Consider the following 13489-nt stretch of genomic DNA (forward strand, 5'->3'; position numbering starts at 1 on the left):
CCACCGTGCCCGAGGCGCCCGAGGTTGAGGCGCTCACGCTGTTTCTGCGTGAGCGCCTCACCGGGCAGGCGGTGCGTGCGGTGGAAGTGGTCGAGTTCCGGGCCGTGAAGTCGCGACCCCGCTCACTCGACGAGCTCGTCGGGCGGACGGTCACGGAGGTCGTGCGATACGGCAAGCACATCGACATCGATCTGGAGGGAACGCATCTCGGGATCGGGTTCGGTCGCGCCGGTTGGGCGACGTGGACCGACGACGCCATGGCATCCGATTCCTCTCCCGACGGTGCCGCGGTCATCGCTCGCGTGCGCTTCGACGGTGGTGTCCTCGGTATCACCGACGCGGGCGACTGGCTGTCAGTGCAGCTTCACGTCATCGACGACCCGCGCGAGGTTCCGTCCGTGGCGAAACTCGGCCCGGATGCCGCCGACCCGGGGTTCTCACGCGACGACCTCGCCCGCGCGCTGGGCACGCGCCGTAAGCAGCTCAAGTCGCTTCTGCAGGAGCAGGAATCCCTGGCCGGCATCGGCAACGCGTACTCGGACGAGATCCTCTACGTCGCGCGCCTGTCGCCCGTCGCCCACGCGGCAGCCCTCACGGACGGCGAGATCACACGACTGCACGAGGCGCTTCGCTCCGTGCTCGACGAGGCCGTCGCGTCGCGCCGCGGAGTGCCCATTGCCGATCAGAAAGCGGCGAAGGTCGCGGCGATGCGGGTGCACGGGCGCACCGGCGAGCCGTGCCCCGACGGCGACGGCGTCGTCGAGGACATTCCCGGCACGAAGGGCGGTGGCCAGTACTGCCCCGCGTGCCAGCCGCCGCACGCCTGACCCTGCGGCCGCCGCTCTCTCGCCGCCGCGGTGTCATCGCGCTGCATCCGTGCGGCAGGCAGCGGGGCAGACGTCGGCACGATGACGTCTCCGCGAACCGGATGAACGACGAAGGGCCCCGAGCCGAAGCCCGGAGCCCTGCGCTCGAACGGTGTCAGGCCGTCTGGCCCGCGTGCTTTCCCTCGGCGACCTCCTCGACGAGCTTGGCGTTGAACGCCGGCAGGTCGTCGGGGTTGCGGCTCGAGACGAGGCCGTGGTCGACGTGGACCTCCTCGTCGACCCAGGTGGCGCCGGCGTTGCGCAGGTCGGTCTGCAGCGTCGGGTAGCTGGTGAGGGTGCGGCCCTTGAGAACATCCGCCTCGGTGAGGATCCACCCGCCGTGGCAGATGACGGCGACCGGCTTGTGCTGGTCGAAGAAGGCACGGGCGAAGTGCACGGCATCCTTCACGATCCGGATGTCGTCCGCGTTCTGAACGCCGCCGGGGAGGACGAGCGCGTCGAAGTCGTCGGCCGTCGCCGCACCGACGGGGAGGTCGACCTTCTGCTCGTGCCCCTTCTCGCCCGTGACGCTACCGTCAGCGGGGGAGACGAGTACGGCCTCCGCGCCGGCCGAGGTGACGGCGTCCCACGGGCTGGTGAGCTCGCTGTCTTCGAAGCCGTCGGTGAGAAGGAAGGCGATGCGCTTTCCGGTGAGGTCCGTCATGGGGACTCCTCTCGTTCGTGGTCGGGATGCCACCACGCTACGAACCACCCGTGACGGCGCCGCGGGGGTTGCGGATGCCCGGACCGGGGGCTACGGGCGCCCGCGCCGTCTCGCGCCGTCACGGGGCGGCCCCGGCGACGGGGCGCGGGCGTAGCATGGACGGATGTCCGGTGACACCACCCCCGATACCGAGACGCCGCAGAAGCCTCTGATCGCTCTGCTGACGCCCGAGACCGACGACGACGTTCCTCCCGCTGCTCGCTGTTGCGGGGGCGGAGCCTGCTCGCTGGACTGACGCGCGGACGCTCCGGCGACGGAGCGCGCGCGGGCCTCAGTGCGCCATCGGCGCTGCGCCCTCGATCTGGTCGGCCGGCTTGCGAATGACGAAGGCACCGACAATCAAGGGCAGCGAGACGATCGCAGCGATGAGGAAGGCCGTGCGCGTGCCGGCGGCATCGGCCTCGAGGCCCCCGCCGTTCGAGGCCGACACGGCGGACATGACCGTGACCAGGAGCGCGATGCCCGCGGCGCCCGCCACCTGCTGGACGGTGCCGACCACGGCGGAGCCGTACGAGTAGAACTGCGGCGCGACCGAGCCGAGGGAGGCCGTGAACAACGGCGTGAACGACAGCGCGAGTCCGATCGACAGCACCGTTTGGGCGACGATCAGCAGGACGAAGGACGTGTCCGTGCCCACGGTGGAGTAGAACCACAGCATGGCGCTCGTGATGACCGCGCCGGGCACGAGCAGGACCTGGGTGCCGAAGCGGTCGTACAGGCGTCCGATCACCGGGCCGGCCAGGCCCATCGCGAGCGAGCCGGGCAGGACGGCGAGGCCGGTCTCGAGCGGGCTCTTGCCGAGGACGTTCTGCAGGTAGAGCGGAAGGAGGGTGATCGCGCCGAAGAACGCCAGCGACATCACACCCAACTGTGCGACCGACAGCGTGAAGTTGCGCGAGCGGAACACGCGCAGGTCGAGCAGCGCGACGCCGCCCTTCTGCAGGCGGAGCTGACGCAGGACGAACAGCGACAGCCCCACGGCACCGATGACGAGCGAGATCACGAGCGTGGCAGTGGATGCCGATTGCGCCGCGGCGGCGTCGGCTCCCGCACCGTGTCCGCCGCCGCCGATCTGGCTGAGTCCGAACACGAGACCGCCGAAGCCGAACGCCGACAGGATGACGGAGAGGATGTCGATCGGAGCCCTCCGCGTCTCGCCGAGGTTGTGGATCCACCGCGCGCCGACGAACAGCGCGACGAGCGCGATCGGCAGCACGATGCCGAAGATCCAGTGCCACCCGAGTGACTGCAGCACGAGGCCCGACATCGTCGGTCCGATCGCGGGCGCCAGGGCCATGACGATGCTGACGCGGCCCATCATCCGTCCGCGCTGCTGCGGGGGCACGATCGTCATGATCGTCGTCATCAGCAACGGCATCATGATCGCGGTGCCGGACGCCTGGATGACACGGGCGGCCACGAGCACCTCGAACCCGGGTGCGACGAACGCGACGAGGGTTCCAGCCGAGAACAGGCTCATTGCCGCGATGAACACCTGCCGCGTGGTGAATCGCTGCAGGAGGAAGCCGGTGATGGGGATGACGACGGCCATCGTCAGCATGAACGCGGTGGTCAGCCACTGCGCGGCGACGGCGGTGATGCCCAGATCGCGGATCAGAAACGGGATCGCCACGTTCATGGTGGTCTCGTTGAGGATCGCCACGAACGCGGCCGTGAGCAGGAGCCAGATCACGCGGCTCTGCTCGGCGGTCACCCCCGACGCCGAGGCCGGGGGAGCGGTGGGGATTCCGGTGGTGGCGGCCATGGCGAGATCCAATCGGGGAGGGCGTCGTGGCGTCACGGAAGGCGACGGACTTCGGGGGCAACGGCGCTGTCGCGCGGCGTATTCCCAGGATCGAAGAATCGGAAGACGGATGCCGAGTCTAGCGGGAGCCTCGGACATGCCCCGGGCGTCCCCATGTCCGCGGTCGGACGTAGGCTGACCGACATGAGCATGGGTGGCGCCGGCGGGAGCATGTTCCGCGGCGTGTACGCGGAGACGCAGCGGCAGCGCAATGCCGAGGCGCCGCGTGTGCCCGACCTGGGCCGGCGCGTCGCCGCGCTGTTCCGGCCCTACCGTGGTCGCATCGTCGCGACGGTGGTCCTCGTGGTCCTCGGCGCCGCGGTGGCGGTGATCCCTCCGCTCCTGGTGCAGCGCATCTTCGACGACGCCCTGTTCCCGGTCGACGGTTCGCCCGTCGACCTCCGGCTGCTGGCCATCCTCGTCGCCGCGATGATCGGTCTCTTCCTGCTCTCCGGTGGCCTGGGGGTCGCGCAGACGTGGTTCACGGCGACCGTGGGCAACCGCGTCACGGGCGACCTGCGGGTGCGCTTGTTCACGCACCTGCAATCCATGGAGCTCGGCTTCTTCACGCGCACGAAGACCGGTGTCATCCAATCGCGTCTGCAGAACGACGTGGGCGGGGTCTCGGGGGTCCTCACCAACACCGTGACCAGCATCCTGGGCAACTCGGTGACGGTGGTCGCCTCGCTCGTGGCGATGATCCTCATCGACTGGCGGCTGACCCTCATCGCGGTGGTCATCATGCCGTTCCTCGTCCTCGTGCAGCGCCGCGTGGGGCAGGTCCGCGCCCGCATCGCGGCGCAGACGCAGGAGTCGCTCTCCGAGCTGTCGGCGATCACGCAAGAGACGCTGAGCGTGTCCGGCATTCTGCTGTCGAAGTCCTTCAACCGTCAGCGCACCGAGTCCGCCCGGTACGACGCCGAGAACGCGAACCAGGTGCGGCTGCAGGTGCGTCAGGCGATGAGCGGTCAGCGGTTCTTCGCGGTCGTCCAGGTGATCATGTCGAGCGTCCCCGCCCTCATCTACCTCGTTGCGGGACTCCTCGTCGGCAGCGGTGCGGGCAGCCTCACGGCCGGAACGATCGTCGCCTTCACCACGGTGCAGGCGCGGCTGCTCATGCCGCTCATGGGCCTGATGCGGGTCGCTCTCGACGTGCAGACGTCGTCCGCGCTCTTCGCCCGCATCTTCGAGTACCTCGACCTCACGCCCGCGATCGCGGACGCGCCGGATGCCATCCCGGTGTCCGCGGCGCCCGGCCCGGTCGGACGCGTCGAGTTCCGCGACGTCGTGTTCCGCTACCCCGATGCTCCCGAGCAGGCGCGCCCCACTCTCGGCGGCGTGTCCTTCGTGGTCGAGCCGGGCCAGCACGTCGCCTTCGTCGGGCCCTCGGGCGCCGGCAAGACGACCATCCTGTACCTCACCCCGCGCATGTACGAGGCGAGCGGCGGCTCGGTGATGTTCTCGGGCGCCGATGTGCGGACGCTGGAACGCTCGTCGATCATCGACAACATCGGCATCGTCTCGCAAGAGACGTACCTCTTCCACGCCTCGGTGCGGGAGAACCTCCGGTATGCCAAGCCCGACGCGACGGATGCCGAGATCGAGGCGGCGTGCCGGGCCGCGAACATCCACCACGTCATCGCCGGTTTCGAGGACGGCTACGACACCGTCGTCGGTGAGCGCGGTTATCGGTTGTCCGGGGGCGAGAAGCAGCGCATCGCGATTGCCCGCGTGCTGCTGAAGGATCCTCCCGTGCTGCTTCTCGACGAGGCCACGAGCGCGCTCGACACGGTGTCGGAACGCATCGTGCAGGAGGCCCTCGAGACCGCGGCACACGGCCGCACGACGCTCTCGATCGCGCACCGCCTCTCGACGGTCATCGGTGCCGACCGCATCCACGTGGTCGATGCGGGGAGGATCGTGGAGTCCGGCACGCACACCGAGCTCCTCGCCGCCGGGGGCCTGTACGCGGGACTCGCAGCCGAGCAGCTGGCCGCGTCGTTCGTCCTCAGTGAAGAGGAGCGCGACAGCGCCGGCCTCCCACGTCCTGCCCTGGCTTCGCGCCGGGGCGATGAGCCACCCGCCTAGACGTCATTCCGGCAGCGTCTCGAGGAACGCCTCCAGTGCGATGCGGTACGACGGATCGGGATGCGTCTGGGCGATACGGATCAGCGGGGGCAGGTCGAGCGCGCGGATGAGCCGTCCGCGTTCAGCGACGGCGTCGTCAGCTCCGGCTGCGCGCAGAACGGCGATGCCCTCGCCCAGCGCCTCGAGATAGTCGTGCAGGACCTCGACCTCGCTCAGTCGCTGCGTGATGGAGCTGCGGTCGCGGCGTTCGCGCCAGTCGACGACGACGTCGGGCACGACGTCGAAAGCGCGCGCGAGGGTGTACATGCGCTGGGCGACCACTTGGTCTTCGTAGTAGCGACCCTCGGGGAAGCGCAATCCGTGGGAGTGCCAGAACGAGGTCCGGCTGAGCTTCGACCAGGCGACGATGTTCCCGGATGCCGCGGGGTGCTGCGCGAGGGTCGTGGCGGTGCGGGCAGGATCGGTCGCGGCGCTGACCCACGGCTGCACCGCCCCGGGCGTGTAGCCCGGGCCCTCGGCATCCGGTCGCAGGCGCACGTACGCACCGACGACGAAGTCGCTGCCGGATGTCTCGAGGGTCGCGTGGAGCCGCTCGAGAGCGCCGGGCCGCAGGCGGTCGTCGGCATCGAGGAAGGCGGTGTAGTCGGTGTCGACGCGGGCGAGGCCACTGTTACGGGCGGCGCCGAGGCCGCGGGGCGCGGGATGCTCGACCAGCTGGAAGCGTGGGTCCGAAGATGCCGCGTCGGCGAACAGCCGCCGGGTGTCGTCCGTGGAACCGTCGTCGACGAGGATCGCCCGCCAGCGGTCGAGCGATTGATCCTGGAGGGAGCGGAGCGCTTCGCCGGCGAATTCGGCGACGTCGCGGCCGGGGACGATCACGGTGATCGCGGGGGAACTCACCCGCGTGATCCTACGGCCGCCACCGCCTCGCCGACGGCGGTTGCCACGGCGTCGAGATTCTGCGTCAGCCCGTGCGGAAGGGTGAAGCGCACGGCGGTGCGCGCGTCGTCGGCCTCCATGCCGAGGGCCAGCAGGACATGAGACGCTTCGTCGCTGCCCGCGGCGCACGCGGATCCGCTCGACGAGACGATTCCGCGTCGCTCGAGCTCGAGCAGGACCGTTTCGCCGTTGACGCCCGGGAACACGAAACTCGCCGTACCCGGGAGCCGGCGCGTGGGATGGCCGGTCAGGCGCGCGCCGGGGACGGCGGCGAGAACGCCCGCGATGAAGGCATCGCGGAGCGCGCTGATGCGCCCGGCCTCGGCGACGCGTTCGGACTCGGCGAGCGCGAGCGCCGTGGCGATCGCGACGGCGCCGGCGACGTCCGGTGTGCCCGAGCGGCGCCCGCGTTCCTGGCCCCCACCGTGCAGCAACGGTTCGAGCGGCAGACGCCCGCGGACGGCGAGGATGCCGGTGCCCTTCGGGGCGCCGATCTTGTGCCCCGCGATGGTGAGGGCGTCGGCGCCGAGTCCGGCGAGCGGAAGCCAGCCGGCGGCCTGGACCGCGTCGAGGTGCAGCGGGACCTTCTGCTCGTGGGCGACCGCGGCGAGGGCGGCGGCATCCTGCACCGTCCCCACTTCGTTGTTGGCGTACCCGATGGTGACCAGTGCGGTGTCCGGCCGCAGAACGGCCGCGAGGTCGTCGGGGGCGAGGGCCCCTGTCTCGTCGACCGGTGCGTGGGTCACGTCGACACCGTGAAGGCGGGCCAAGTAGTCCGCCGACGCGAGGACGGACTCGTGCTCGATCGCGGTCGTGACGAGGTGTCGTCGGCCGAGGGGCAGCGCGCCCAGCACGAGCCCCTTGATCGCGGTGTTGTTCGACTCGGTGCCGCCCGACGTGAACACGATGTCGCCCGGCCGCATGCCCAGGATCGCCGCGACCCGCGCCCGGGCGTCGTCGAGCGCGGTCGCCGCGATCTCGCCGACCTCATGGCGACTGGAGGGGTTCCCGAACCAGCGGGTGAGGTAGGGCGCCATCGCCTCGACGACCTCGGGACGCACCGGGGTCGTGGCGGCGTTGTCGAGGTACAGGTTCACGTCGTGCGGATGCGGATGTCGAGACCCAGGTCGAGTGCGGGAGCGGAGTGGGTCAGTGCGCCGACCGAGATCACGTCGACTCCGGTCTCGGCGATCTCCCGCACGGTGTCGAGCGTGACCCCGCCGGATGCCTCGACGATGGCGCTTCCGGCGATCTTCTCGACCCCTGCCCGCAGATCGTCGAGGGTGAAGTTGTCGAGCATGATCGTGTCGACGCCGGCCGCGAGCACCGCGTCGATCTGGTCGAGGCGGTCGACCTCGACCTCGACGTGCGTGGTGTGCGGAAGCCGTGCCATCGCGCTCTGCAGCGCCTGGGTGAGCGGCAGACCGCTCGCGGCGAGGACGGCGAGATGGTTGTCCTTGGCCATCACGGCATCCGAGAGGGAGAACCGATGGTTGTGGCCCCCGCCGTCGCGAACCGCCTGGCGTTCGATGGCTCTCAGCCCCGGTGTGGTCTTCCGGGTGTCGACGATGCGCGCCCCCGTGTGGGCGACGGCGGCGACGTAACGGTTCGTCAGGGTCGCGATCCCCGACATGCGTTGAACGAAGTTCAGGCCGATCCGTTCGGCGGCGAGCACGGCGCGCGCGGGGCCGGACACGACAGCGAGCACCTGGCCCGGCACGAACTCGGTGCCGTCGGCCACCCGGACCTCGACCTCGATCGAGGGGTCGGTGAGGGTGAAGGCCGCCCGGAACACCTCCGACCCGCTGAAGACCCCGATCTCGCGCGCGACGAGTTCGGCCCGAGCCGTCGCGTCCGCCGGGATCAGTGCCTCGCTGGTCAGGTCACCCCACGGGGCGTCCTCGTCGAGAGCGGCGGCCACGACACGCTCGATGACGGTTCGGGTCAGCATGCGAGGGCCTCCTGGGCGGCGAGGGCGGATGGCGCGTCGGCGCGGGAGACGGTGCCCGCGTCGGCACGGAAGTGCGCGCCGATCGAATCGGTGCGGGCCAGAGCGGCGGCGACGATGTGGCGGGCGAGGACCAGCAGCCCGGCGTCCTCGAGCGAGGGAGGGGTCGCGGCCGAGGCCCAGGCGGCGAGCACGCCGGCGGCGCGGCGAAGGCCGGCTTCGTCGCGGACGAGACCCGCGTTCTGCCACATCAGGTCTTGGAGCGCCGCGCGCGTGAACGGCGGCGCGTCCGGGGACGCCTCGACGTCGGCCAACGGGATCGCTGCGGGTGCGGCGACGTCGGGCCACGGCGCGTCGGTGGCTGCGGCGTCTCCCGCGCGCGCGCCGAACACCGCGCCTTCGAGGAGCGAGTTGGATGCCAGACGATTGGCGCCGTGCAAACCCGTCCGTGCCGTCTCGCCCACCGCGTACAGTCCCGGAACCGTCGTCCGCCCGTCGAGGTCGGTGACGACGCCCCCCATCAGGTAGTGCGCCGCGGGGGTGACGGGGATCGGTTCGCGGGCCCAGTCTAGGCCGCGCGCGCGCACGGCCGCGTCGATGGTGGGGAATCGGCGGGCGAGGTGGTCGCGGCCCAGGGCCGTGGCATCCAGGTGTACCGGTCGGCCACCCTGCGCGGCCATCGCCCGCGCGCTGGCGCGAGCGACGACGTCGCGAGGTGCGAGCTCACCGTCGGGGTGCGCGTCGAAGGCGAAGCGGCGTCCGGTGTCGTCGACGAGGATTGCGCCGTCGCCGCGCACCGCCTCGGACACGAGGAACGGTTCGCCCGCGGCGAGAGCGGTGGGATGAAACTGGACGAACTCGAGGTCGGCGACGGCGGCTCCCACCCGCAGCGCCGCCGCGATGCCGTCGCCGGTGGCCGAGCGGGGATTGGTCGTGTGGGAGTAGAGCTGCCCGGCTCCGCCCGTGGCGAGGATCACCGCGTCGGCGGGCAGACGCCGGGCGACGCCCGCGGTGTCCACGTCGACGGCGACGATGCGTCCGCCTTCTCGGACGAGCTCGCACAGCATGGTGTGCTCCAGCACCTCGATCGTGCTTGCGCGCACGGCGGCGCCCAGCGCGGACTGGATCGCTGCACCCGTCGCGTCTCCACCAGCGTGCAGCACCCGGGGGCGGGCGTGCGCCGCTTCGAGGCCGCGCGCGAAGTCTCCGTCGTCGGCGCGGTCGAACGCGACGCCTCGTCGGACGAGCTCGGCGATCCGCGCGGGGCCCTCCGTCACGAGCGTGCGGACGGCATCGACGTCGTTGAGCCCGACGCCCGCGGTGAGGGTGTCGGCCGCGTGCGATGCGAGGGTGTCGTCGGTCGCGGTGACGGCGGCGATTCCGCCCTGAGCCCAGCGCGTATTGGTGTCGGCCAGGGCGCCCTTGGTCACCACCGTGACGCGGCATCCCGCCTCGGTCGCGTGGAGGGCCGCGGTGAGACCGGCGATGCCGCTGCCGACGACGACCACGTCGGTCATTTCACGGCCCCGTTCGGCTTGGCCGCCAGCATGCGCTCGAGGGCGACGGTGGCGGGTTCGGCGACGTCGGCCGGAACGGTGATGCGGTTGACGACGTCGCCGGCGACCAGGGATTCGAGCACCCACGCGAGGTATCCGGGGTGGATGCGATACATCGTCGAGCACGGGCAGACGACGGGATCCAGGCAGAAGATCTCGTGCTGCGGGTACTGCGCGGCCAGGCGCTGGACGAGGTTGATCTCGGTTCCGATCGCGAAGGTCGTCGGTTCTTCGGCGGCGGCGATGGCCTTCCGGATGATGTCGGTCGAGCCCGCCTCGTCGGCGGCATCCACCACCTCCATGGGGCACTCGGGGTGCACGATGACGCGCACGCCCGGGTGCTCGGCGCGGGCTTTGTCGATCTGGGCCGCCGTGAACCGGCGGTGCACCGAGCAGAAGCCGTGCCAGAGGATGACCTGGCTGCCCTCCAGCTCCTCGGCCGTGGATCCGCCGAGGGGACGGCGGGGGTTCCACATCGGCATCCGATCCAACGGCACGCCCATCGCCTTGGCGGTGTTGCGGCCCAGGTGCTGGTCGGGGAAGAACAGCACGCGCCGGCCCCGCGCGAACGCCCACTCCAGGACGGTGCGAGCGTTCGACGACGTGCACACGATGCCGCCGTGGCGGCCGACGAAGCCCTTGATGGCCGCGCTGGAGTTCATGTACGTGACCGGGATCACGGGCAGCAGGCCCTCGGCATCCGGTGTCTCGAGGTCGCCGAGCACGTCGGCGAGCTGTTCCCAGCACTCCTCGACCTGGTCGATGTCGGCCATGTCCGCCATCGAGCATCCCGCGGCGAGGTTCGGCAGGATCACCGCCTGCTCGGGCTGCGAGAGGAGATCGGCGGTCTCGGCCATGAAGTGCACGCCGCAGAACACGATCGCCTCGGCTTCGGGGTGCGCCTTGGCGGCGTTGGCGAGCTGGAACGAGTCGCCCACGTAGTCGGCGTGGCGCACGACCTCCTCGCGCTGATAGAAGTGGCCCAGCACGACGACCCGGTCGCCCAGCGTCTGCTTCGCCGCGCGGATGCGGGCGTCGAGCTCGTCGTCCGAGGCCTCGCGGTAGGCGATCGGCAGCTCGCCCTGGCGCGGGGCGCCGGTGGGGATGACGTCGCCCATCGACGAACCCGGGCCATAGCCGGGACGCGCGTCGAAGTCCCAGGGGCCGACGGCGAGGTCGGTCGTGCACGTGGCCTCGGTCGAGGCGCCCGAAACGATGGCCTGGATGACGTGGTCGACGGACGGGTCGATGGCCGGACGGGGCTGCAGGGTCAGGGGTGTCGTGCTCATGGGCGGTCCGATCAGTGACGGGACGTGAGCGGGCCGCGGTCGGCGAGCTCCACGTCACGGTTGTAGCGGTACAGGCGGGCAGGGCGATGGCTTCCGGTGCGGAAGCGGTCGGTCGGGATGACGGTGTCGGAGGTGTCGATCTGGCGGCGGAAGTTGGCCGGGTCGAGGCGGCGGCCGAGGATCGTCTCGGTGACTTCGCGCAGGTCCGCCAGCGTGAACTCGTCGGGCAGCAGGCCGTGTGCGATGCGGCTGTAGCCGACCTTGTTGCGCAGACGCCACAGCGTGTACTCGACGATGTCGTTGTGGTCGAACGCGAGGGCGGGCAGGTTCGTCGCGTCGAACCACTCGACGTTCTCGGGCGCGTCGTCGTGGCGGGCGTGGGCTGCGACCTGGGCGTCGACCTCGTCGGAGCGCAGCAGCGCCCAGTACACGATCGAGACGACCCGGGTGGGCGAGCGGTCGACGGCGCCGAACGCGTACAGCTGCTCGAGGTAGCTGGGCGTGAGACCCGTCGTCTCCTCCAGCGTGCGGGATGCCGCGGCGTCGAGACTCTCGGACGGGTCGAGCCATCCGCCGGGAAGCGCCCACCGCCCCCCGAACGGATCGCGCGTGCGACGGACGAGGGGGAGCGACAGCACGGGGTCATCGTCGACGTCTCGTCGAACGCTGAAGATCACGGTCGACACCGCGACGCGTACGTCCGCGTCACGGGATTCGGGTTCCGGGGTTCGTGTCATAGTGACCATATCTCCGGGATCGATCTTAGTGTCACCGTGACCCGAAGGGCAAAACGGCACTCTCTCAGCGGCTCCCCGTACCCTGAGGCGAGACCCAGGAGGTAGGGATGCCGCTCGTCGACATCGTGCTGATCGTGCTGCTCGCACTCGCGCTCATCGTGGGCATCGCCCGCGGATTCCTCGCCACGATCGGCTTCTTCGCGGGACTCGCGCTGGGCGGGATCGCCGCGTACTGGCTCATCCCTTACGTCGGGCAGTGGGTCACCGACCCCCTGTGGCGCGGTGCGGCCATCGTCGCGGCGGGCGTGCTTCTGCTGATGCTCGGCGCGGCCCTCGGGACCGCCGTGGGCAACGTCCTGCGCAGCGGCGTCGACCGCATCAAGCTGCGCGTGCCCGAGCGCCTGTTGGGCGGTGTCGTCAACCTGGCCGCGGCGGCGCTGGCCCTGTCGTTCTTCGCCGGTACCCTCACCACCGCCGGCGTACCGATCGTGTCGGCCGCCCTGGCGTCGTCGAACGTCGTCCGCACGATCGACCGGGTCACTCCCGACCCCGTCCGCGCCGCACTCGCCGAGCTGCGGGGAACGGTCTTCGCCGACGGGATCCCCCGCCTCGGCCAACTCATCCAGATCGGTCCGGTGCCCAGCGCGCCCGACATCGCGCTCGACGACCCCGCGCTCACCCGTGCCGCCCAGTCGGTCGCGCGCATCACGGGCACGGCGTACGCGTGCGGAGTTACGGCGAGCGGCTCCGGATTCGTCGTCGCGGACGATCGTGTCGTCACCAACGCCCACGTCGTCGCCGGTGTGGACGCCCCGCTCGTCGAGCTGCCGGGACGGGAAGCCATCGAGGGCCGCGTCGTGTACTTCGACCCGGTCGACGACCTCGCCGTCATCGCCGTCGACGGGTTGGATGCCGCTGCCCTCCCGGTCGTGCCCGCGCTGTCCGTCGGGTCCGCCGCCGTCGTGCAGGGCTATCCCTACGGCGGCCCGTTCACGTCGGGAAACGCGCAGGTCCTCTCCACCGGTACCGTGCCGGTGCCGGACATCTACGGGGATCAGTCGGCACCGCGCGACATCTACGCGCTCGGCGCCGTCGTGCGCCCGGGCAATTCGGGCGGCCCCCTGCTGACCCCGGCAGGCGAGGTCGCCGGAGTGGTGTTCGCCCGTTCCGAGACCGACGACGAGGTGGGCTACGCGATGACGCCCGCCGAACTCGACCCCGTACTGGCCCAACTGGGGTCGCTGTCGGCCCCCGTGGCATCCGGGAGCTGCACGCCGCGCTGACGCCCTGGGCTGTGCGGGCGCGTCGCCTCGGTTATGCTGGCGCCACAAGTCCACACCGGCCCCATGATCGATGCGGGAGAGCTCCGGCGAACGCAGCCGGGCACCGAAGGAGCAAGCCTCCCCGCCAATCTCTCAGGTACGCGTACCGCCTCGATCGGGCCACTCTGGAAAGAGACCCGGATGCCAATGGCCGGGTCCGCCGACGGTGAAAGCCCGCGTCTTCCGACGCCCGGGTGAAACTCTCAGGTCCATGAC

General features: G+C 70.9%; 12 protein-coding genes and 1 riboswitch. Of the genes, 4 read left to right on the top strand and 8 right to left on the bottom strand.

Annotated features, from left to right (window positions below):
* The first annotated feature begins 5 nt into the window (after nucleotides 1-5).
* Entirely contained in the window at nucleotides 6-827 is an 822-nt protein-coding gene (locus MHY30_RS00495; RefSeq protein ID WP_239273285.1) for a DNA-formamidopyrimidine glycosylase family protein, read from the top strand.
* A 154-nt stretch (nucleotides 828-981) separates the two neighbouring features.
* Here MHY30_RS00495 and MHY30_RS00500 read toward each other — a convergent pair whose 3' ends face one another.
* Nucleotides 982-1530, bottom strand: a complete 549-nt coding sequence (locus tag MHY30_RS00500; protein ID WP_239273312.1) for a type 1 glutamine amidotransferase domain-containing protein — start codon at nucleotides 1528-1530, stop codon at nucleotides 982-984.
* 163 nt (nucleotides 1531-1693) lie between these two features.
* Between MHY30_RS00500 and MHY30_RS15030 the strand changes: the two genes are divergently transcribed.
* Nucleotides 1694-1825: a hypothetical protein gene (locus MHY30_RS15030; protein ID WP_275437741.1), complete on the top strand. Its 132-nt coding sequence runs from the start codon at nucleotides 1694-1696 to the stop codon at nucleotides 1823-1825.
* A gap of 36 nt (nucleotides 1826-1861) precedes the next feature.
* On the opposite strand, the gene MHY30_RS00505 is transcribed toward MHY30_RS15030, so the two are convergent.
* Complete coding sequence (locus tag MHY30_RS00505; RefSeq protein WP_239273324.1) at nucleotides 1862-3355, bottom strand: MDR family MFS transporter; 1494 nt, start codon at nucleotides 3353-3355, stop codon at nucleotides 1862-1864.
* A 189-nt stretch (nucleotides 3356-3544) separates the two neighbouring features.
* Between MHY30_RS00505 and MHY30_RS00510 the strand changes: the two genes are divergently transcribed.
* Nucleotides 3545-5482, top strand: a complete 1938-nt coding sequence (locus MHY30_RS00510) for an ABC transporter ATP-binding protein (RefSeq protein WP_239274756.1) — start codon at nucleotides 3545-3547, stop codon at nucleotides 5480-5482.
* Between the two features lie 3 nt (nucleotides 5483-5485).
* Here the strand turns inward: MHY30_RS00510 and MHY30_RS00515 are convergent, their stop codons facing one another.
* The 6 genes from MHY30_RS00515 to MHY30_RS00540 are packed head-to-tail and all read right to left on the bottom strand — an operon-like array spanning nucleotide 5486 to nucleotide 11951.
* Nucleotides 5486-6382, bottom strand: coding sequence for a glycosyltransferase family A protein (locus MHY30_RS00515; RefSeq protein ID WP_239273334.1), 897 nt, complete (start codon nucleotides 6380-6382; stop codon nucleotides 5486-5488).
* On the bottom strand, nucleotides 6379-7518 hold the full coding sequence (locus MHY30_RS00520; RefSeq protein WP_308192635.1) for a cysteine desulfurase family protein: 1140 nt from the start codon (nucleotides 7516-7518) through the stop codon (nucleotides 6379-6381). The genes MHY30_RS00515 and MHY30_RS00520 overlap by 4 nt, the downstream gene beginning before the upstream one ends.
* Nucleotides 7515-8372, bottom strand: a complete 858-nt coding sequence (gene nadC, locus MHY30_RS00525; protein ID WP_239273362.1) for a carboxylating nicotinate-nucleotide diphosphorylase — start codon at nucleotides 8370-8372, stop codon at nucleotides 7515-7517. The genes MHY30_RS00520 and nadC overlap by 4 nt, the downstream gene beginning before the upstream one ends.
* Nucleotides 8366-9886 carry an L-aspartate oxidase gene (nadB, locus tag MHY30_RS00530; RefSeq protein WP_239273381.1) on the bottom strand — a complete coding sequence of 507 codons (1521 nt, stop codon included), beginning with the start codon at nucleotides 9884-9886 and terminating at the stop codon, nucleotides 8366-8368. Before nadB ends, nadC begins: the two co-directional genes overlap by 7 nt.
* Nucleotides 9883-11214, bottom strand: coding sequence for a quinolinate synthase NadA (gene nadA / locus MHY30_RS00535; protein WP_239273397.1), 1332 nt, complete (start codon nucleotides 11212-11214; stop codon nucleotides 9883-9885). The genes nadB and nadA overlap by 4 nt, the downstream gene beginning before the upstream one ends.
* Nucleotides 11215-11225: 11 nt before the next feature.
* Complete coding sequence (locus MHY30_RS00540) at nucleotides 11226-11951, bottom strand: NUDIX domain-containing protein (protein WP_374204579.1); 726 nt, start codon at nucleotides 11949-11951, stop codon at nucleotides 11226-11228.
* Nucleotides 11952-12058: 107 nt separating this feature from the next.
* Here MHY30_RS00540 and MHY30_RS00545 point away from each other — a divergent pair, with 107 nt between their 5' ends.
* Nucleotides 12059-13234, top strand: a complete 1176-nt coding sequence (locus tag MHY30_RS00545) for a MarP family serine protease (protein ID WP_239273417.1) — start codon at nucleotides 12059-12061, stop codon at nucleotides 13232-13234.
* 63 nt (nucleotides 13235-13297) lie between these two features.
* Nucleotides 13298-13392: riboswitch (glycine riboswitch) on the top strand.
* The last annotated feature ends 97 nt before the right edge of the window (nucleotides 13393-13489 follow it).

The sequence above is a fragment of the Microbacterium sp. ACRRU genome, assembly GCF_022346945.1.
GTDB lineage: Bacteria > Actinomycetota > Actinomycetes > Actinomycetales > Microbacteriaceae > Microbacterium > Microbacterium mcarthurae.